At 73.9% G+C, this 19,730-nt stretch carries 15 protein-coding genes; 5 read left to right on the top strand and 10 right to left on the bottom strand.

From position 1 onward, the window contains the following. The first annotated feature begins 60 nt into the window (after positions 1 to 60). Entirely contained in the window at positions 61 to 576 is a 516-nt protein-coding gene (locus B446_RS31955; RefSeq protein WP_020943584.1) for a hypothetical protein, read from the top strand. A 184-nt stretch (positions 577 to 760) separates the two neighbouring features. Continuing rightward, positions 761 to 1,414, top strand: a complete 654-nt coding sequence (locus B446_RS31950) for a zf-HC2 domain-containing protein (RefSeq protein ID WP_020943583.1) — start codon at positions 761 to 763, stop codon at positions 1,412 to 1,414. Positions 1,415 to 1,437: 23 nt separating this feature from the next. Here the strand turns inward: B446_RS31950 and B446_RS31945 are convergent, their stop codons facing one another. Beyond that, positions 1,438 to 2,301, bottom strand: coding sequence for an Fpg/Nei family DNA glycosylase (locus B446_RS31945; RefSeq protein WP_020943582.1), 864 nt, complete (start codon positions 2,299 to 2,301; stop codon positions 1,438 to 1,440). Between the two features lie 40 nt (positions 2,302 to 2,341). Beyond that, complete coding sequence (locus tag B446_RS31940) at positions 2,342 to 4,444, bottom strand: SpoIIE family protein phosphatase (protein ID WP_020943581.1); 2,103 nt, start codon at positions 4,442 to 4,444, stop codon at positions 2,342 to 2,344. A gap of 193 nt (positions 4,445 to 4,637) precedes the next feature. Between B446_RS31940 and B446_RS31935 the strand changes: the two genes are divergently transcribed. Further along, positions 4,638 to 6,059, top strand: coding sequence for a lipase maturation factor family protein (locus tag B446_RS31935; RefSeq protein ID WP_020943580.1), 1,422 nt, complete (start codon positions 4,638 to 4,640; stop codon positions 6,057 to 6,059). A gap of 397 nt (positions 6,060 to 6,456) precedes the next feature. Here the strand turns inward: B446_RS31935 and B446_RS31930 are convergent, their stop codons facing one another. The 7 genes from B446_RS31930 to B446_RS31900 form a co-directional block, all read right to left on the bottom strand. After that, positions 6,457 to 6,927: a DUF4231 domain-containing protein gene (locus B446_RS31930; protein ID WP_020943579.1), complete on the bottom strand. Its 471-nt coding sequence runs from the start codon at positions 6,925 to 6,927 to the stop codon at positions 6,457 to 6,459. A gap of 129 nt (positions 6,928 to 7,056) precedes the next feature. Next, on the bottom strand, positions 7,057 to 10,077 hold the full coding sequence (locus tag B446_RS31925) for an alpha-mannosidase (protein ID WP_020943578.1): 3,021 nt from the start codon (positions 10,075 to 10,077) through the stop codon (positions 7,057 to 7,059). 33 nt (positions 10,078 to 10,110) lie between these two features. After that, positions 10,111 to 12,165: an endo-beta-N-acetylglucosaminidase gene (locus tag B446_RS31920; RefSeq protein ID WP_020943577.1), complete on the bottom strand. Its 2,055-nt coding sequence runs from the start codon at positions 12,163 to 12,165 to the stop codon at positions 10,111 to 10,113. Beyond that, the gene (locus B446_RS31915; protein WP_020943576.1) at positions 12,162 to 13,418 is read right to left on the bottom strand and encodes a glycoside hydrolase 5 family protein; all 1,257 of its coding nucleotides are present in this window, start codon (positions 13,416 to 13,418) and stop codon (positions 12,162 to 12,164) included. The genes B446_RS31920 and B446_RS31915 overlap by 4 nt, the downstream gene beginning before the upstream one ends. A 32-nt stretch (positions 13,419 to 13,450) precedes the next feature. Continuing rightward, on the bottom strand, positions 13,451 to 14,365 hold the full coding sequence (locus tag B446_RS31910; protein WP_020943575.1) for a carbohydrate ABC transporter permease: 915 nt from the start codon (positions 14,363 to 14,365) through the stop codon (positions 13,451 to 13,453). Further along, positions 14,362 to 15,258 carry a carbohydrate ABC transporter permease gene (locus tag B446_RS31905; RefSeq protein WP_020943574.1) on the bottom strand — a complete coding sequence of 299 codons (897 nt, stop codon included), beginning with the start codon at positions 15,256 to 15,258 and terminating at the stop codon, positions 14,362 to 14,364. Before B446_RS31905 ends, B446_RS31910 begins: the two co-directional genes overlap by 4 nt. Positions 15,259 to 15,260: 2 nt before the next feature. Further along, positions 15,261 to 16,550: an ABC transporter substrate-binding protein gene (locus tag B446_RS31900; protein WP_020943573.1), complete on the bottom strand. Its 1,290-nt coding sequence runs from the start codon at positions 16,548 to 16,550 to the stop codon at positions 15,261 to 15,263. Positions 16,551 to 16,804: 254 nt separating this feature from the next. On the opposite strand from B446_RS31900, the gene B446_RS31895 reads away from it, so the two are divergent. Then, positions 16,805 to 17,866, top strand: a complete 1,062-nt coding sequence (locus B446_RS31895; protein WP_020943572.1) for a LacI family DNA-binding transcriptional regulator — start codon at positions 16,805 to 16,807, stop codon at positions 17,864 to 17,866. 124 nt (positions 17,867 to 17,990) lie between these two features. Further along, the gene (locus B446_RS31890; RefSeq protein ID WP_020943571.1) at positions 17,991 to 19,343 is read left to right on the top strand and encodes an amidase; all 1,353 of its coding nucleotides are present in this window, start codon (positions 17,991 to 17,993) and stop codon (positions 19,341 to 19,343) included. Between the two features lie 144 nt (positions 19,344 to 19,487). On the opposite strand, the gene B446_RS39820 is transcribed toward B446_RS31890, so the two are convergent. Then, the gene (locus B446_RS39820) at positions 19,488 to 19,661 is read right to left on the bottom strand and encodes a hypothetical protein (protein WP_020943570.1); all 174 of its coding nucleotides are present in this window, start codon (positions 19,659 to 19,661) and stop codon (positions 19,488 to 19,490) included. Positions 19,662 to 19,730 lie beyond the last annotated feature (69 nt).

Raw genomic sequence — 19,730 nt, 5'->3', positions numbered from 1 at the left:
CGCCCACAACGGGTCCAGGGGTTCGGGCGACGCGCACGCACCGGAGGAAGGCAGGAAGGGATGCTGCACAGAGGTCACGAGAGCACGGACGGCACCGGCGGGGGTGAACTCGCCGTCCCCATGGCCTGGCTGTACGCCGAGTACATCGCCGACGAACTGCTGCGCACCGGCGATCTGATGCCGCCGACGTCCTTCGAGTTCCGGGCCGGCCGGGACGCGCTGGCCCTGACGGTCTTCCTCTCGGACACCGACGGCGAGCTGTCCGGCATCCGGGTGGTCTCGCAGCTGGAGAACTGGCTGTCCCTGACCGCGTACGACCAGCCGTGGCAGGAGTGGGTGGGCGAGCGGATGGCCGAGCTGGCCGGCGAGGATGCCGCGGCCGGCGCGCCGTCGCCCGACCTGGCCCTGGCCGCCGAGGCCTGGCGCTGGCTGGAGGAGACCGAGCTGCTCGCGCCCGACCTGGACGCGGTGCCGGGCGGCGGCGCGGTGTTCGGGGAGGACGACGGACCGAAGGTGTGGACCCCCGCGTGGCGGCTCGGACTGCCGCTGGGACACCTGGCCATCCACCTCTTCTGAGCCCTGGACCTGCCGCGTTCCGGCCTCTTCGGTTTTTTCTGCGATCCTGACCAATCCGCGGGCCGGGCCGCTCCGAACCTCTAGGTCACGATTCGGTGTGTGCCTTGAGTGATTCGGTTGTCGTCTGCGTACGGATGGGAGCAAGGAGTCACCCCACCCACACCCATCGGCACGAGGATTCGGCATGAGGTCCCTGGAAAGGCATCGCGACGTCGGCGCGTACGCGCTCGGCGTGCTGGACGAGGCGGAGTCCTTCCGCTTCGAGGACCACCTCATGGAGTGCCCCCAGTGCGCGGCACAGGTGACCGAGTTCGGTCCCGCCGCACGGCAGTTGATGCTGTACCGCCGTGCCACGCCGCGCTTCGTGCACCCCATGGCCCAGCCCGGTCCCCGGCTGCTCGACCGGCTCCTGGGCGAACTGACGGTCCGGCACCGGGCCCGGCGCCGCCGCCTGCTCTACGGCCTGGCCGCCTCGGTGGTGCTCGCGGTGGCCGCACCGGCGCTCACGGCCTTCGCCGGGCACGGCGAGCCGGCCTCCCGGGTCACCGCGGCCACCGACCCCGGCACCGGCGTGTGGGCCCGCGTGACCACCGAGGACGGGGACTCCGGCAGCCTGATGCGCCTGGAGGTCAAGGACGCCTCCGGCCCCCACTCCTGCCGGCTGGTCGTCGTGGGCCGCGACGGCTCCGAGCAGGTCGTCGGCGGCTGGTCCGTGGGCACCCGCGACACCGGCACGACCATGACGATGGCCGGCTCCACCATGCACCCGGACCAGATCGCCCACTACGACGTACGCACCACGGACGGGCAGCGGCTGGTGTCGCTCGACCCGAGCTGAGACCGCGCGGACACCCGGCGCCGCTACTTGAGCAGGCGCGACAGGCGGCGGTCCGCGAGGGGCTTGCCGCCGGTCTGGCAGGTGGGGCAGTACTGGAGCGAGGAGTCGCTGAAGGAGACCTCGCGGATGGTGTCGCCGCAGACCGGGCACGGCTCGCCGGTGCGTCCGTGGACGCGCAGGCCGCTCTTCTTCTCCGCCTTCAGACGGCCCGCCGCCAGGCCGCGTGAGCGCTCGACCGCCTCGGTCAGGGTGGTGCGCAGCGCCTCGTACAGCCGGTGCACCTCCTCGGGGGTGAGCGAGGCGGCGATCTTGAACGGGGACATCTTCGCCGCGTGCAGGATCTCGTCGCTGTAGGCGTTGCCCACCCCCGCGATCAGGCTCTGGTCGCGCAGCGCGCCCTTGATCCGGCGCCGCTCGTCCGTCAGCAGGGCGGCGAGCCGTTCCTCGTCGAAGTCCGCGGCGAGCGGGTCGGGGCCGAGGCGGGCGATGCCGGGCACCTCCCGCGGGTCCCGGACGACGTACACCGCGAGGCGCTTCTGGGTGCCGGCCTCGGTGAGGTCGAAGCCCTCGCCCGTCTCCAGCGCCACGCGCAGCGCGAGCGGGCCCTTGCCCGGGCGGGGCGGGCCGTCCGGCAGCCGGTCCCGCCACTGCAGCCAGCCCGCGCGGGCCAGATGGGTGACCAGGTGCGGTCCGCCGTCCGTCGCGAGGTCGAGGAACTTGCCGTACCGGTCCACGGCGGTGACCTCGCCGCCCTCGAGGGCGGTGAGCGGGGGCTCGTACGTCTTCAGGACGCTGACGGCGACCGGCAGCACCCGCACCACCCGGCGGCCGACCAGGTGCTCGGTGAGGAAGTCCTTCAGCGCTTCGACCTCGGGCAGTTCCGGCATACGTCCAGGGTGCCATCCGGCGCCGCCGGCGCACGGCCGCTCAGCCGCCGCCGGACCGCGTCGCGTCCGGCACCGCGAACTCGCACCACACGGCCTTGCCGCCGCCGCGCGCCTCCACGCCCCACACGTCGGCGAGCCGGTCGACCAGGAGCAGCCCGCGGCCGGAGACGCCGTTCTCCCCCGCGTCCCGGCGGCGCGGCAGAGCGCTGGAGGAGTCCTCCACCTCGACCCGCAGCCGGCGGCCGCTGCCCTCCAGGACCCGCACGGTGACGATCGCGGAGCCCTCGGTGTGCATCAGGGCGTTGGTGATCAGCTCGTCGGCGACCAGCTCGATCTCGTCGGACCGGTCGCGGGCGCCCCAGGAGCGGACTGCGGCCCGGATCATGTGCCGGGCCTGGGTGAGGGCCTCGGGGTCGCCGGGCGCCACGTGCTGCTGGAGCCGGCCCCCCGCCCGCGGGGCCTCGGGGGCGCGGCGGCGCAGCAGGAGCAGGGCCACGTCGTCGTCGCCGCCGCGTTCCTCGGCCATCCGGATCAGCCGGTCGGCGAGGTCGCGCACCTCCTCGGGGCCGCTGTCGATGAGGGCGGTCAGGGCCAGCATCCCGTCGTCGAGGTCGACGCCGGGCTGTTCGACCAGGCCGTCGGTGCACAGCAGCAGGGTGTGGCCGGGGTCGAGTTCGAGGGTGGAGACCGGGTATTCGAGGCGGCCGAACTCGGCGGACAGACCGAGCGGCAGCCCGCCCTCGACGGTGACCCGCCGGCAGGTGCCGTCGGCGTGCCGGACGACCGGGTCGATGTGCCCGGCCCGGACCACCTGGACCACCCCGGTGGACAGGTCGGCCTCCGCGTACAGGCAGGTGGCGAAGCGGTCGGTGTCCAGTTCGCGCAGGAAGACGGAGGCACGGGCCATCACGGTGGCCGGGGTGTGGCCCTCGGCGGCGTAGGCGCGCAGCACGATGCGGAGCTGGCCCATCACGGCCGCCGCGTGCGTGTCGTGGCCCTGGACGTCGCCGATGACGGCGCCGACCTTCTCGCCGGGCAGCGGGATCAGGTCGTACCAGTCGCCGCCGATGTCCCGGCCGAGAGCCCCGCCGACGGTGGCGGCGCGGTAGCGGACGGCCACGTCGGCGCCCCGCACGCTCGGGATGGTGCGCGGCAGCATGGCCTGCTGGAGGCCCTGGGCGAGGTCCTTCTCCTGCTCGTAGAGCATGGCGCGCTGCAGGCTCTGCGCGATGCTGCTGCCGAGCGCGACCAGCACGTCGCGCTCCTCGCGTGAGAAGCCGCGCCGGTCGCTGTAGAGCAGGCCCATCGCCCCGATCGGCCGGGCCTGGGCGATGAGCGGCAGATAGGCCGCGGCGGTGATGCGCAGCCCGGTGATCTGTCCCCACAGTGCGGGGAAGCGGTCGGCGAACTCCTCGGGGGACTCGATGAAGCAGGGGCTCAGGGTGCGCACCGCCTCGCTCATCGGGTAGGGCTCCTCGATACGGGTGATCCGCGTGCCGGGCACGAAGGTGCCGGCGGGGCCCTCGGCGACGAGCCGGATGCGGCCGGCCTCGACGAGGCCGAGGACCATGCTGGTGGAGCCGAGCAGAGTGAGGCCGTGGGTGTCCTTGACGACGTCGATGACGTCCTGGACGGTGCGCGCGTGGGCGAGGGCCGCCGTGGCGATCTGGACGACGTTGGTCTGCCCGCGCCGGGCGGCGTCCTGCGCGGCCGGCTCCCGGCTCACCACCGCCTCGTCCAGCTCCTCGGTGGCGTCCCGGACGATGCCGATGATCCGCCGGGGGCGGCCGGTGCCGTCCCGCCGTATGTACCCCTGGGTGTGCGTCCAGCGCAGGGTCCCGTCGCGGCGGCGGACGCGGAAGTAGGCGCCGTAGTTCTCCCGGCCGTCCTTGATGGCCTGGGCCACCAGGGCGTCGAGGCGGTGCCCCTCGGCGCGCGGCACCCGCGGGGTCAGGCTCTCGGGGCGTCCGTCGTACTCCTCGGGGCGCAGGTCGAAGATCTCGTGCGCCTGGGCGTCCATGCTGAACAGACCGGTGTCCAGGTCCCAGTCGAAGCTGCCCATGCGGTTGAGCGCCAGGATCGGATCCGGGTGGGCGGGCCAGTCCTCCGGGAGTGACAGGGCACTCGCTCCCCGATCAGCCATGCGCCCACCTTGCCAGGGTTTGCCGGATTCTTCGAGCGGGCCCGGACCGGACGGGGTCCCCACCGGCGGCGGTCGGCGGACCCGTCCGGGTTACGCGGGCGGAGCGGCGAGGTACACGCAGTGACGGGCCCTTCCCGCGCCGCTGGGGTCCCTCGCGTCGCGGCGGCCACACTGGAGGCAGGAGCGCACGGCCGTGGACTGGTTCACCGCACCCGACTACTGGCTGAGCCGGCTGGTCTTCCAGCGGGCCCTGGCCGCCGTGTACCTCGTGGCCTTCCTGACGGCGGCCCTCCAGTTCCGGCCCCTGCTCGGCGCGCGCGGCATGCTGCCGGTCCCGCGGTTCACGGCGCGGGTGCGGTTCAGGCGGGCCCCCAGCCTGTTCCAGCTCCACTACTCGGACCGGTTCTTCGCGGCCTGCGCCTGGGCGGGCTGCGCGGTGTCGGCGGCCCTGCTGGCGGGGGCGGACTCGCTGCTGCCGCTGTGGGCCGCGATCCCGCTGTGGCTGGTGCCCTGGGCGCTGTACCTGTCGATCGTCAACGTGGGCCAGACGTGGTACGCGTTCGGCTGGGAGTCGCTGCTGCTGGAGACGGGGTTCCTGGCCGCGTTCCTCGGCAACGACGAGGTCGCGCCGCCCGTCGTCGTGCTGTTCCTGCTGCGCTGGATCCTGTTCCGGGTCGAGTTCGGGGCCGGGCTGATCAAGCTGCGCGGCGACGCCTGCTGGCGGAAGCTGACCTGCCTGTACTACCACCACGAGACGCAGCCGATGCCGGGACCGCTGAGCTGGTTCTTCCACCACCTGCCGGGGCCGCTGCACCGGGCGGAGGTGGCGGCCAACCACCTCACGCAGCTCGTCGTGCCGGTGCTGCTCTTCACGCCCCAGCCGATCGCGTCGGCCGCGGCCGCCCTGATGATCGTCACCCAGCTGTGGCTGGTGATGTCGGGCAACTTCTCCTGGCTGAACTGGATCACCGTCGTGCTGGCCCTGTCCGCGCTCCGGCTGCCCACCGGCGCGCCGTCCGTGCCCGCGGCGCCGCTCTGGTACGAGGTGGTCGTGCTCGCGGTGGCCGCGCTGCTGCTGTTCCTGAGCTACCACCCGGTGCGGAACATGGTCTCCCGGCGCCAGGTGATGAACCGCTCCTTCGACCCGCTGCACCTGGTGAACACCTACGGGGCGTTCGGCAGCGTCAGCCGGGTCCGCTACGAGGTGGTCGTCGAGGGCACGCTGGACGACGTGCCGCGCGAGGACTCCGACTGGCGGGAGTACGAGTTCCGGGGCAAGCCGGGCGACCCCCGGCACTGGCCCCGCCAGTTCGCGCCCTACCACCTGCGCCTGGACTGGCTGATGTGGTTCGCCGCCCTCTCCCCCGCCTACGCCGGCGACTGGTTCGGCGGCCTGGTGGAACGGCTGCTGGAGAACGACCGCGACACCCTGAGACTGCTGCGCCGCTCCCCCTTCCCCCCCGACACCCCACCCCGCCACATCCGCGCCCGCCTCTTCCGCTACCGCTACACGACCTGGCGCGAACTCCGCGAGACGGGGGCCTGCTGGGACCGGACGTACGTACGCGAGTACCTGCCGCCCACGAGGCTGGCGACGGGGGCTCGGGGGTCTTAGCGGGGGCCGGGGTACGAGGGCGGGATGGTGCCGACGCGTGGTGGGCTTGGGCGGGGTTCGCGTGCGGCGCAGCGGTCCCGGCGGTGCGGGGCGTGGGGTCAGGCGGCGCGAGCGGCGGACGGCGGCACGGCTCACGCCAGGGGGTGAGGTGGTGAGGTTCACGCCCGGCGGCGTGGAGCGGCACGGCTCGCTCGCAGCGCGGCGAGCGCCCGGGCTCACGCGCGCGCCGGGCGGCTGCGTTCACGCGTGGCGGGGGCGGGCCCCCGCGCAGCCCGGCAGGACGGCGGCACGGCTCACGCCAGAGGGTGAGGTGGTGCGCCGTCTCGTCGTCCACCGGGGTGTGGAGGGTGCCGAAGCCGAGCGGGCGCACCTCGACGCCGCTGCGGCCGAGGGGCCCTCACGTCTGCACCGGGGGCAGCGGCGCCGCCTCGGGACGGCCGCCCTGCGTCTCGGCCCAGGTGCGCAGCTCGTTCGCGCCGACCTCCTCGACCACGCTCTGCAGCGCCTGCCGGGCCGCCTCGTCACGCTCCGCCGGGGACAGCAGCAGGTAGCGGTCGAGCGCCCGGCGCAGCGCCTCCCGCGCCTGCGCGGCCAGCACCCAGCGCGACCCGGCGCCGTAGAGCTGGCGCATGCCGGTGAAGAAGACGGCGCCGCCCGCGATCAGCGCGGTGAGCCAGGCGGGGGCGTGCAGCCCGGCGGCCACGACCGTCACCGACGTGCTGAGCAGGGCGCCCAGTTCGGTGACGTGGTGCAGCCGCCTGGCCCGGTCGCAGGCCCGCGCGTAGAACGCCAACTCCCGCTGGGCCAGGGCCAGCAGAGGGTCGGGCTCCGCGGCCCAGGAGTGGTCGGGAACCCTTCTTCGTCTCATCCGCACATCATCCCGGCTGCGGCGGCCCGGGGAGAAGCCCGGACGGCGGGCGGGTGGCCGAGGGCGGCGTGGGCAAGGCGGGCGGGCCGGGCGGGGCGGCCGTCCAGGCTCGCCCCGCCCGCCGTCGGCTCATGCCCTGCGCAGCCGCAGGGTCGTCAGCTCGAAGGGCCGCAGTCGTACGGTGAGCCGGTCGCCGTCGAGTGCGGGGGGCTGGCCCTCGGCGCCGGGCCGCTCCAGCAGGTCCGTCACGGTGCAGTCCGCGGCCGGGAAGCCCAGCTCCAGAGTGGCGGTGGCCCGCCCGCCGTGGGCCTCGTGGAAGCGGATCACGACGTCGCCGCTGCCGTCGTCGGCCAGCTTCACGGCGGTCACCACGACCGCCGGGTTGTCCACCGTGACCAGCGGGGACACCGCGCCGGCACCGGTCGCGCGGCGCTCGGGCACGTTGATCCGCCAGCCCTCGCGGACCGCGTCGGCGATCCCCGCGCCGGGCACCAGCGCGTGCCGGAAACGGTGCACGCCCTGGTCCGTCTCGGGGTCGGGGAACCGCGGGGCGCGCAGCAGCGACACCCGGACCGTGGTGGTCGTACCCCGGTCGCCCCGGGTGCGGACGGTGCGGGTCACGTCGTGCCCGTACGTCGAGTCGTTGACGACCGCGACGCCCCAGCCGGGTTCCTCCAGGTGCACGAACCGGTGGTTGCACGCCTCGAACTTGGCCGCCTCCCACGAGGTGTTGGTGTGGGTGGGCCGGTGGAAGTGCCCGAACTGCGTCTCGGACGCGTACCGTTCGGCGTGCAGGTCCAGCGGGAAGGCCAGCTTCAGGAACTTCTCCGTCTCGTGCCAGTCGACCTCCGTGTCCAGCACCAGGCGCCCCTCCCCCGGCGGCAGCGACAGCACCTGGGTGACCCGGGACGCGCCGAAGGACCGCACGACCCGTACCGAGGAGCCGTCCTCTCCCGCCGTCACCGCGTCGGCGTCCGTGAGGTCGGTGACCGTGTTCCGGTAGAACTCGTCCACGTCCCAGGCGTCCCACATGTTCGGGAAGTCGGCGTGCAGCTGGAGCAGGTTGGCCGCGGCGCCGGGAGCGATCGTCTCGCGGCCGGCCGCCAGGTCGCGGGCGGAGACGACCAGGCCGCGGGCGTCGATCTCGATCCTCAGCAGGCCGTTGTCCAGCACGTGCCCGCCGTCCGGGCGGGGCCGGAGCGTCGTGGCGCCCTCCGTCCGCGCCGTCGCCGCCCCGCCGGCCGGGACGCCGGCGCGCGGGTGCGGGGCGGCGTTGAACACCAGCGGCGTGTCCCCCTCGCCCGCCAGGGCCCGCTGCGCGGCCCCGGTGATCCCCTCCAGCTCGGCGGCGACCCGCTCGTACGTCGCCCGGGCCTCCCGGTGCACCCACGCGATGGAGGAGCCGGGCAGGATGTCGTGGAACTGGTGCAGCAGGACCGTCTTCCAGATCCGGTCCAGGTCCTCGTACGGGTAGTGGAAGCCGGTGCGCACGGCCGCGGTGGCCGCCCACAACTCGGCCTCGTACAGCAGGTGTTCGCTGCGCCGGTTGCCCTGTTTGGTCTTGGCCTGGCTGGTCAGCGTGGCGCGGTGCAGTTCGAGGTACAGCTCGCCGACCCAGACCGGCGGGTCGGGGTAGTCCGCCTCGGCCTTCGCGAAGAACGCGGCGGGCGTCTCCCAGGCGACGGTCGCCGAACCCTCCAGGTCCCGCAGCCGGGCCGCCTTGGCGACCATCTCGCGGGTCGTGCCGCCGCCCCCGTCGCCCCAGCCGGTGGGCGCCAGCGAGTGCCGGGCGCGGCCCTTGTCGCGGAAGTTACGGGCCGCGTGGGCGATCTCGGCGCCCTTCATCGAGCAGTTGTAGGTGTCGACGGGCGGGAAGTGGGTGAAGATCCGGGTGCCGTCGATGCCCTCCCACTGGAAGGTGTGGTGCGGGAACCGGTTGGTCCGGGACCAGGAGATCTTCTGCGTCAGCAGCCACTTGGAGCCGGCCGCCCTGATGATCTGCGGCAGTCCCGCGGCGAAGCCGAAGGTGTCGGGCAGCCACGCCTCCTCGTTCTCGATGCCGAACTCGTCGAGGAAGAACCGCTTGCCGTGCACGAACTGACGGGCCATCGCCTCCGAACCCGGCATGTTGGTGTCCGACTCCACCCACATCCCGCCGGCCGGCACGAACCGCCCGCCCGCCACCGCCTTCTTCACCCGGGCCCACACCTCGGGCCGGTGCTCCTTCACCCACGCCCACTGCTGCGCCTGGGACATCGCGAAGACGAAGTCCGGCTCGTCGTCGAGGAGCGCGGTCATGTTGGACGTCGTACGGGCCACCTTGCGCACGGTCTCGCGCAGCGGCCACAGCCAGGCCGAGTCGATGTGCGCGTGTCCGACGGCGCTGATCCGGTGCGCGGACGGCACCGCGGGGGCGGCCAGCACGCCGGAGAGCCGCTCCCGGGCCCGGTCCGCCGTGCCGTTCACGTCCTGGAGGTCCACCGCGTCCAGCGCCCGGTCGACCGCGCGCAGGATGTCGTGGCGGCGCGCGGAGTCCTCGGGCAGCTCGGCCATCAGCTCGCCCAGCACCTCCAGGTCGAGCACCAGCTGCCACACGGTCTCGTCCAGGACGGCGAGGTCCATGCGGGTGAGCGTGTACTGCGGCTCGTGCCCGGCGGTGTCCAGGTCGCCGAGCGGGGTGGGCCGGAACGGGTGGTAGTCGAGGAGGACAGGGTTGGAGGCGGCCTCGACGTGCAGGCGCACCTCCTCGCCGCCGGCGGCGGGAGCGGCGACGCGTACCCACTGGTTGCGCGGGTTGAGACCCTTCACCGGTGTGCCGTCGGGGCGGTAGACCAGGCCCTCGCACTGGAACCCGGGCATGTTCTCGTCGAACCCCAGGTCGAGCAGGGCCTCCACGGTCCGGCCCGCCCACGCCTCGGGCACGGTGCCGGTCACCGTGAACCAGCTCGTGCCCCAGGGGGCACCCCACCGGGCGCCGACCTCGATCGGCACGGGCTCGGCCGCCAGCCCCTGAGCGACCGGGACCGGCTCGCCCGGGGCGTGCCAGACGGCGACCCGCAGCGGCACGGACTCGGGGTACACGGCGGGGCGGATGCGTTCGTCGAGGACGCGCCGGAGGCGGGCTTCGACCAGAGTGCGGTCGTCATGCATGCGGGGTGCTCCCTGCTGGGGTGTCCGGGGTGATTACCAGGTGTGAGTGACGGTCACGGCGGTCGAGGCGTTGTAGAGCTCCCCCACGCTGCGCAGTTCGAACCGTGCGGCGCTCTCGGCCGGCCCGGGCCGCTGACCGGCTACGAAGAAGGCGCGCTGGCAGGTGCCGCCGAGGAAGCGGCGGGTGCCGTCGGGCAGGACGCGGTGCACGGTGTAGTGGCGGACGGGCCCCGGGGCCGCGTTCCAGGCGAGGCGCAGGTCGCCGCCGTCCGCCGCGGTGACGCGGAAGCCGGAGGGGGCGGCGGGCGCCGCGGGCGGGCCGGCCGGGTCGCGGACGGCGAGCGCGCCGAGCCGCCAGCGCACCGGTGAGCCGCGGCCGGTGAGCCGGACCCCGAGGGCGTGCACGGTGCCGGCGACACCGGTGAGCGGCACCTCCACCGTCCGCCAGCCGTTGACGGAGTTCGTGCGGCACGCCCGGCCGCCCGGGTGGACCGGCAGGTACCGGTACGGCGGTGCCGCCCCGGGCGCCGCCGGTTCGCCGGTCGCGACGGCCAGTTCGACGTCCGCCTCCCCGGTCTCGGCCTTGTAGGTCAGCTCGGCCACGGCGTCCCGGGTGACCGTCAGCCGGGTCGCGTACAGGTCGAGCACCGCCGGCCGGTCGAGGGCGCCGGCGACCAGCACACTGCTCCCGCCGCGCCAGGCGTCGTCGAAGTCGAAGGAGACGGCGGGCCGCTCGCCCGCCGTCCGTACCGTCCAGCGGCGCGAGGGCAGCCGGTCCTGGAGCCCGAGGTGGTTCCAGGGCGCGTCCGAGGTGACCGCTCCGGCCTCGTACCAGCGCAGGCCGTGCCCGGTGTTGAACACGCTCGCGAACGGCACCGAGGACACCGTCGAGCGGTCCGCCACCGACACGGCGGGCGCCCGCCACGGGTCGGTCGCGTCCGGTCGCGCCGGGTCAAGGGAGCGGCCGGTCCAGAACCGGTCGTCGGCCGCGTGGAAGTCGGCCGGGGAACGCCGGTCGGCCGGGAGGTGGTCGCGGGTCCACTCGGGCCGGTAGAAGCCGACCGAGGCGACGTGCGGCTTGCCGGTGGGGACGATCGCGTCCCAGTCCACCGGGGTGTCCGGGCCGTTCGACTCGACGTCGACGCCCGTCCACAGCGCGTACCGGCTGCGCCCCAGCTGCTCGGCCTTCGTCCCCGAGGCGGCGAGGGTGGCCGCGCTCCACCGGAAGTCGACGAAGATGTCGTCGGCGGCCTGGAAGAACGCCTGGTTCTGGCTGTCCAGGGCGCCCTGCCAGGCGACCGTGCCGTCGACGGTCATCGCGTCGTACCAGGTCACCCGCTGTCCCCGGGCGGCCGCGAGCGTCCTCAGCTCCTTGACGAAGCCGAGCATCGCGGTGCCGAGCGTGGTGTTCCCGCCGCCGGTCTCGGCGTTCACGAACCAGCCGTCGAAGCCGTACGCCGCCGCCACCGCGACGAGTCGCTCGGCGAGCGGGAAGTGCCCGGCGGCGTCCTGCTGGACGAGGTCGCGGGTCCAGCGGAGCTGCCCGCCGTAGGCGGTGGGCGGCAGGAAGACGTTGCCGAGGACGGGCACGCCGTGCCGGTGGGCGGCGTCCACGACGGGCGCGTTCGGCGCCAGGATCAGCCCTTCACCCGCCGAGCCGCCCCAGAACACCAGCTCGTCGAGGTAGGCCCAGTGGGTGAGGGCGTAGTAGTCGGCGTCGGCCGCGCCCTGGGAGGGGTTGGCGGAGGTGGGCCCGAAGGAGACCAGGGCCTGGACGCGGGCCTGTCCGGCGCGGGCGGTCGGGTTCGCCGGGGTCGGGGTGAATCGGGGGGCGAGCGGGACGGAGGCCGCGTTGAAGGCGAGGTCGGGGTCGTCGGCCGCCCGCCAGGTCTTCAGGCTGCGCCAGGTGATGCCGGGGCCGGGGCTGCCGGCGGGCAGGGAGTCCGGGTACCAGTAGGAGGCGTACGGCGGGGTGGCGGCGGCCCGGGCCCGGCCGGCCGCGAGGGCGGGCACCGGGCCGAGAACCGGCACGGGGGCGAGGACGGCGGCGGTGGCCGCGGCGAGGACGGTGCGTCTGGTGGGGTTCACGAGCGGGGGCCTCCGGGTGGGGTGGGGAGTACCTGGCCGGGTGTGACGACTTCGGTGATGCCGCGGGCGGTGAGGTGCTCCTTGTCGTCCGCGCGGGTGTCCAGGACGGTGGTGGGGCGGGCCCCGTCGGCGACCAGCCGGAAGAAGGCGTCGAAGACGGGTCCGCCGGGTGCGCAGCGGGAGCGGCGGGCGGGGTCCGCGGGGACGACGAGGGCCGTGGTGCGGGTGGCGGGCGGCGGGTGGGGTGCGCGGGCCGCGTCGGCCAGCGCGCGGGCGACGTCCTTGGGCCGCCGGTCGCTGGTGAACAGCCCGAGGCCGTACTCGAGTTCGGGGAAGTCGGCGAGTGCGCGGGAGACGTCGTACGAGCACCACCAGGTGACGCCCCACAGGTCGGGGCAGTCCAGGACGTTGCGGACGGTCGCCTCGGTGAAGGCCGCCGCGTGCTCGGCGGGCACCAGGGGCGCCGGCGCGCCGACCTCCTGGAGCCAGACGGGCCGGTGCGGCTCCTCGGCCCAGGCCTTGCTCAGCTCGACCAGGTAGGCGGCGTGGTGCTCGGTGGGCACGGAGGTGCGGCCGTGGCGCTGTGCGGTGCCGTTGAACACCCAGGAGTGCACGGCGGTGAGGGCGCCGAGGCGGGCGGAGTGGCCGGGGGTGAAGGGCTGGTCGTCCTGGTACCAGGCGGCGTCGTACGAGGCGTGCAGGTGCGGCCGGTCCGGGGCGCCCTCGGCGCAGGCGGCGAGCAGCCGGGTGAGCCAGCGCTCGGCGTCCTCGGGCGTGATGCGGTCGGGGTCCGGGTGCGGTCCGGCGGCGAACTGGTTGACCTCGTTGCCGAGGGTCATGCCGAGGAAGTTGGGCCGGTCGGCGAGCGCTGCGGCGAGGGTGCGCAGGTAGCCGGCCTGGCCCTCGACGACGTCCGGGTCGGTGAAGAGGTTGCGCCGGTGCCAGGTGCGGGTCCAGGCGGGCAGGAAGTCGAAGCTGCTCAGGTGGCCCTGCAGGCCGTCGACGCCCACGTCGAGGCCGCGTTCGGCGGCCGCGTCGGCGAGCCGTACCAGGTCCTCGACGGCGCGGGGCCTGATCAGGGTGCGGTTGGGCTGGAAGTAGGGCCACAGCGGGAAGACGCGGACGTGGTCGAGGCCGAGGGCGGCGATCGCGTCCAGGTCGGCGCGCACGGCGTCGAGGTCGAAGTCGAGCCAGTGGTGGAACCAGCCCTCGCTCGGGGTGTAGTTGACGCCGAAGCGGACGGCAGCGGGCATGCGGTGTCCTTGCTCCTCGCGGGGGTGGGGGCTCAGCCCTTGACGGCGCCCTCGCCGACCCCGCGGAAGAAGTACCGCTGGAGGCAGGCGAAGAGGGCGATGAGCGGGGCCACGGCGATGACGGTGCCGGCGGCGACCAGGCGTTCGTCGTTCGCGAAGGTGCCGTGCAGGTAGTTCAGGCCGATGGTGAGGGTGAAGCGGTCGGGGTCGCTGAGCACGACGAGCGGCCACAGGAAGTCGTCCCAGGCGCCCATGAAGGCGAAGATCGCGACGACGGCGAGGGTGCCCCTGACCGACGGCAGGGCGATGCGCAGGAACCGCTGCCAGGCGTCGGCGCCGTCGACGTAGGCGGCCTCCTCGATCTCGTACGGCAGGGCGCGGAAGGCGTTGCGCATCAGGAGCACGTTCATCGCGCCGACCGCGCCGGGCAGGACGACCCCGACGAGCGTGTTGTTGAGTCCGAGTTCGCGCATGGTCGTGAACTGGGCGATGACGATGCCCTCCACCGGGACCAGCATGGCCAGCACGAAGACGAGGGTGGTGGCGCGCCGGCCGCGGTAGCGCAGCCGGGCGAGCGCGTACCCGGCGAGCGCGGAGCCGGCGCAGTTGGTCACGACGCCGGCGCTCGCGACCTTCAGCGAGTTCAGGGCGTAGTCCCAGACCGGGATGGTGTCGGCGACCCGCGCGTAGTTGTGCAGGGTGGGGTGGGCCGGGAGGAAGCTCGGCGGGGAGCTGAAGATGTCCTCGGTGGGGCCCTTGAGGGAGGTGGAGAGCTGCCAGAGGAAGGGCCCGACGGTGAGGGCGAGCACGACGAGCAGCAGCAGGTAGCGCAGGACGAGTTCGCCGGGCCGGACGCGGCGGCCGTGCTCGTCGGTGATGCGGGGCTCCCGGGCGGCGGCCGGTGCGGCCGGGCGCGTGGTGCGCGGGGTCTTCTCCAGGAGGCTCATGACTCCTCCCCGCGGTCGGCCCGCAGCACCAGCAGCATGAGGGCGACGGTGACCGCGAACACGACGACGGAGAGGGCGGAGGCGTAGCCGACGCGGCCGGTCAGGCCGGTGCCGGTGCGCTGGACGAGCATGACGAGGGTGGTGTCCTCGCCGGCCGGGCCGCCGCTCGGGCCCGCCATCAGGTAGACCTCGGAGAACACCTTGAAGGCGGCGACCGAGGAGAGCGCGGCGACGAGCACCATGGTGGAGCGGACGGCGGGCACGGTGACCGTGAGGAAGCGGCGGACCGGGCCGGCGCCGTCGACGGCGGCCGCCTCGTGCAGTTCGCGCGGCACGTTCGCCAGCGCCGCCAGATAGATGACCATGTAGTAGCCGAGGCCCTTCCACACGGTCACGGCCATGGCGCTCAGCAGCAGCAGCCACTGGTCGCTGAGGAAGCCGACCCGCCCCACGCCCACGGCCTGAAGGAGGGAGTTGACCAGCCCCCGTTCGTCGAGCAGCCACACCCAGATCAGGCCGACGACCACGATGGAGGCGACGACCGGGGTGTAGAAGGCGGACCGGAAGAAGGTGATGCCGGGGATGTTCCTGTGGACCAGCAGGGCGAGCAGCAGCGGCAGGATCACCAGGGCCGGTACGACGCCGGCGATGTAGAGGGTGCTGTTGCGCAGGCCGGTCCAGAACATGTCGTCGTGGAGCAGTTCGCGGTAGTTGGCGAGGCCGACGAAGCGGCCCGGGAGCAGGGTGCGGCGGTCGGTGAAGGAGTTCACCACGGTCGACACGAACGGGTAGAGCACGAAGGCGCCGGTGACCAGCAGCCCGGGCGCGGCGAACAGCCAGGGAGTGGTGGCCAGTTGCCGCCGTGTCCGGGCCGGTGCGGTAGGGGCGGCCATGGTCAGCCCTGCTGCTTCAGCAGCTGGTCGCACGCCTTGACAGCGTTGTCGAGAGCCGTCTTGGGGCTCTCCTTGCCCTGCAGGGCCTTGGCGACCTCGTTGCGCAGCGCGGTCTTCATCTGCTCGCTGAACAGCACCGGCGTGTAGTTGACCGCGTTCTTCAGGGACTTGGCGGCGGCGACGCGTACGCGGGTCTCGTCGGTGCCGTCCTCCTTGGTGAAGTAGGGGTCGTCGAGGGAGCCGGCGGTGCTGGGGAAGATGGCGACCTTCTTGGCGAAGGACATCTGGTTGTGCGCGTCGGTGACGAAGTGGGCGAAGGCGACGGCGGCCGGGGTGTGCCTGGTACGGGAGTTGACCATCACGCCCATGACGTACATGTTGACGTGGCCGGTGCTGGTGATCTGCTCGGTGATCCCGATGTTCTTGTAGAGGCCCGGTGCCTGCTTCTTGAAGTTGCCGAGGTCCAGGGCGCTGCCGGGGTTCATGGCGACGGCCTCGGTGAGGAACTTCTTCCCGGAGGACTCCGGGGTGGCGGTCAGCGCCTGCGGGTCGAGCGCCTTGGCGTCGTACAGCTCCTTGTACCTGGTGAGGAGTTCGACTCCCTTGGCGTCGTCGAAGGCGAAGCCGGTGCCTTCCTTGTTCATCAGCGGCACGCCGTAGCGCCCGAAGTCCTCGATCGTGGGCACGTTGGCGAGCGTGGCGACCTTGCCGCCGCTGCTCCGGGCCATCCGCAGCGCGTCGGCGAACAGGTCGCCGTACGTCGTGGGGGGCTTGCCGGCGTCGAGTCCGGCCTTCTCGAACAGCGACTTGTTGTAGAAGAGCGGGCCGGTGTTCAGGTACCAGGGGAAGGCCCAGGTGCCGCTGAGCCCGGGAACCCGGTGGCTGGCCCATGCTCCGTCGAGGTACTCGGACCGGTACGGGGCGGCGGCCTTGTCGAGGTCGAGGGCGAGACCGGCCTTCGCCAGGGGCGCGACGAGGTCCGGGGAGACGTTGACGACGTCGGGCAGGGTGCCGCCGGCGGCGTCGGCGCTGATCTTGTCGGCGTAGCCCTCGGCGGGCTGGTCGATCCACTTCACGTGGGTTGCGGGGTACTTCTTCTCGAAGTCCGCGATCAGTCCCTCGAAGTACGGCTTGAAGTTGGCGCGCAGGTTCCAGGTCTGGAAGGTGATGTCGCCCTCGACCTTGCCGGAGGCGTCGGCCGGCCCGCCGCCGTCGCCGCCCGAGCCGCAGGCGCTCAGCGGCAGGACGAGGGCGACGGCGACGGCGGCGAAGGTTCTGCGGGAGATACGCACGACGGCGGGGCTCCTTTGCGGTGGGGGCGGGTTGTGGTGGGGGGACGGGCGGAAGGTGCCGGGCCAGACTGTGCCGACCGAATGGCGGACGCGTCAATGGATTCGACCCAGCTAAAGTCATTAGTGACTCAAATGCCCTGGTCACAGCGGTGCTTGAGACCTGTTGCGGTCGATCGCTAATGCGCTTTAGGGTAAGTGCACTCAAGCGCATTAGCAGTTGGCCGGTTCCGGCCTGTACGGAAGGGAGGGCGGGCGTGCCGGAGAAGCGATCGCCCGCGCGCCGGCCGACGATGAAGGACATCGCCCGCCGCGCCGGGGTCTCCGAGAGCGCGGTGTCCTTCGCCCTCAACGGCCGGCCGGGGGTCTCGGAGACCACCCGCGCCCGGGTCCACCGGGTCGCCGAGCAGCTCGGCTGGCGCCCCAGCACGGCGGCCCGCGCGCTCTCCGGCGAGGGCGTGGCCACGGTGGGCTTCGTGCTGGCCCGCCCGGCGGACACGCTGGGCGTCGACTCCTTCTTCCTCCATCTGGTCTCCGGCATCCAGGAGGTGCTCGCCGAGCGTCATCTGGGCCTGCTCTTCCAGGTGGCCCGGGACGTGGCCGACGAGTGCGCGGTCTACCGGCGCTGGTGGGCGGAGCACCGGGTGGACGGCGTCCTGGTGGTCGACCCGCGCGCCGAGGACCCGCGCCCCGACCTGCTGGACGAACTCGGCCTGCCCGCCGTGGTCATCGGCGGCGCCCCCGACGTGTGCCGTCCCGGTCTGTCCACGGTCTGGGCGGACGACGCCGGCGCGATGGCCTCGGTCGTCGACGAGCTGACGGCGCTCGGCCACCGCCGGATCGTGCACATCGCGGGTCTCGCGGGCCTCGCCCACACCCGGCGCCGGGTCGCCACGCTCCGCGCGGAGGCGGAGCGCCGGGGACTGACCGGGGTGCGCTCGGTGACCACCGACTACTCCGACGCGGAGGGTGCCGCCGTGACCCGCCGCGTGCTCGGCGGGTCCGCTCCCCCGACGGCGCTGATCTACGACAACGACGTGATGGCGGTGGCCGGCCTCGCCGCCGCGGCCGAACTCGGCTTCACCGTGCCCCGGGACGTCTCCGTGGTGTCCTGGGAGGACTCGGCCCTGTGCCGCATGGTCACACCGCGGCTGTCGGCACTCTCGCGCGACAGCGCCGCGTTCGGCCGCACGGCGGCCCGCGAACTCCTGGCCCTGCTGGACGGCGAACCGGCCCGCTCGGCCGGTGTGCCGGTCCCCCGCCTGACGAGCCGGGGCAGCACGGCGCCCGCCGCCCGCCGGGAGGAGCCGCCCGCCTGAGGTCCGGGGCCCGCCGCACCGGCGGCCTCTCGACGTGGCGCGCGGGACCGTGCACAGTTCTGCCTGCGTACCGACGGGTACGCTCCCGCGCAGCGGAGAACACCGTCGCCTTCGAGGAGCACCTGTGAGCAACTGGGCCGGCCGTACCGCCGCCGAGATCGCCGCCGCCGTCCGCGAGAAGCGGGCCACCCCCCGTGAGGTGGTGGCGGAGCACCTCGCGCGGATCGAGCGCCTGGACGGCAGGATCGGCGCGTTCCGCACGGTGTCGGCCGCCTCGGCGCTCGCCGCGGCCGACGAGGTGGCGGGCCGGCCCGATCTGGCCGAACTGCCTCTGGCGGGCGTGCCGGTGGCCGTCAAGGACAACCTCGCGGTGCGCGGCGAGTCCATGCGGGTCGGCTCGGCCGCCACGGCGGACACCCCGGCCGCCGAGGACCATGTCACGGTGGCCCGGCTGCGGGCCGCGGGCGCGGTGGTCGTGGGCCTGACGAACGTGCCCGAGCTGTGCGTGTTCGGCACCACGGAGGGCGTGCACGGCACCGCCCGCAACCCGTGGGACACCTCCCGCACGGCGGGCGGCTCGTCCGGCGGCAGCGCGGCCGCCGTCGCGGCGGGTCTGGTGCCGCTCGCGCTGGGCAACGACGGCATGGGCTCGCTGCGCATCCCGGCGGCCAACTGCGGTCTGGTGACGCTGAAACCGGGGCACGGGGTGGTGCCGGCGGGCATCGGTGAGGGCGACTGGTTCGGCATGGCGGAGAACGGGCCGCTGGCCACCACGGTGGAGGATCTGCGGCTGATGCTGTCGGTCCTCGCGGACCACGCGTTCGCACGCCCCGAGCGACGGCCGTCGCTGCGCGTCGCCGTCGCGCTGCGCAGTCCGCTGGCCGGTGTGCGGATCGGTACGCCGTACGCGACGGCGGTACGGCAGGCGGCCGGGGTGCTGTCCGGCGCCGGGCACCTGGTCCGCCGGGCCGAGCCGCCCTATCCGCTCGACCTGGGGCTCACCTCGCTGCGGCACTGGACGGCCGGTACGGCCGTCGACGCGGAGGGCCTGGACCCGGCGCGGCTGACCCGGCGCACCCGGGTGCACGCGGCGGTGGGCCGCCGCTTCGTGGCCTCGGTCCGCACCGGGGACGGGCGCGAGCGGCTGCGGGCCCGGCTGACGCCGTTCTTCACCGAGCACGACGTGCTGCTCACCCCGGCCCTCGCCCGCCGCTCGCCTCGGGCCGTCGCCTGGCACGAGCGGGGCTGGCTGCGCAACATCCTGGTGAACACGGCGTATTCGCCGTTGACGCCGCCGTGGAATCTGACGGGCTGGCCGGCGATGTCGGTGCCGTTCGGCACCCTGCCCTCCGGCGCGCCCTGCGCGGTGCAGCTGGCGGGCCGCCCCGGGACGGAGGACGCGCTGCTGGCCCTGGCCGACGAGTTGGAGAGCCGGCGTCCGTGGCGGCGGACGGCGCCCCTGGCGGACCCCGCGTAGCCGGCCGGCCTCGTCGGACCCGGCCCGGCCGCCTCCCCCGTCCGTCGGGGGACCTGTCGTTCCTCCGGCCGCGGCTTCCCGGATCGGCATGGGCGTGAGTCCGTCACGCCCATGCGTACGGCGATCGCGACGATCCGGCCCGGCTCAGTCGACGCTGGGCAGGATGTGCGGCTCGGCGAGGTCGTCCTCGTACCCCGCGAGGCGGATCGGGGCGGACCGTGCCCACACGTCGAGGCTGCCGAGCTCTCCGGGCCGGCGGCCCCCGCGCTCCGTGCGTTCCTCGGGGCGCTGTTCGCGATTCGTCTTCTCCGGTGTCACCGCGCACTCCTTATGTGTCGGGCTCACCCTCGGGGGCTCACCGGACAATCTGCGCTCCGGCTCTCGTCG

Source organism: Streptomyces collinus Tu 365 (assembly GCF_000444875.1).
Taxonomy (GTDB): domain Bacteria; phylum Actinomycetota; class Actinomycetes; order Streptomycetales; family Streptomycetaceae; genus Streptomyces; species Streptomyces collinus_A.
Note: the sequence above shows the minus strand (reverse complement) of the source record. Positions and strands in the feature narration are given on the sequence as shown.

Excerpts from the sequence above, each read along its gene's own strand:
- B446_RS31955 (WP_020943584.1), top strand. The coding sequence starts at position 61 with ATGCTGCACAGAGGTCACGAGAGCACGGACGGCACCGGCGGGGGTGAA.
- B446_RS31950 (WP_020943583.1), top strand. The coding sequence starts at position 761 with ATGAGGTCCCTGGAAAGGCATCGCGACGTCGGCGCGTACGCGCTCGGC.
- B446_RS31945 (WP_020943582.1), bottom strand. The coding sequence starts at position 2,301 with ATGCCGGAACTGCCCGAGGTCGAAGCGCTGAAGGACTTCCTCACCGAG.
- B446_RS31940 (WP_020943581.1), bottom strand. The coding sequence starts at position 4,444 with ATGGCTGATCGGGGAGCGAGTGCCCTGTCACTCCCGGAGGACTGGCCC.
- B446_RS31930 (WP_020943579.1), bottom strand. The coding sequence starts at position 6,927 with ATGAGACGAAGAAGGGTTCCCGACCACTCCTGGGCCGCGGAGCCCGAC.
- B446_RS31925 (WP_020943578.1), bottom strand. The coding sequence starts at position 10,077 with ATGCATGACGACCGCACTCTGGTCGAAGCCCGCCTCCGGCGCGTCCTC.
- B446_RS31915 (WP_020943576.1), bottom strand. The coding sequence starts at position 13,418 with ATGCCCGCTGCCGTCCGCTTCGGCGTCAACTACACCCCGAGCGAGGGC.
- B446_RS31910 (WP_020943575.1), bottom strand. The coding sequence starts at position 14,365 with ATGAGCCTCCTGGAGAAGACCCCGCGCACCACGCGCCCGGCCGCACCG.
- B446_RS31905 (WP_020943574.1), bottom strand. The coding sequence starts at position 15,258 with ATGGCCGCCCCTACCGCACCGGCCCGGACACGGCGGCAACTGGCCACC.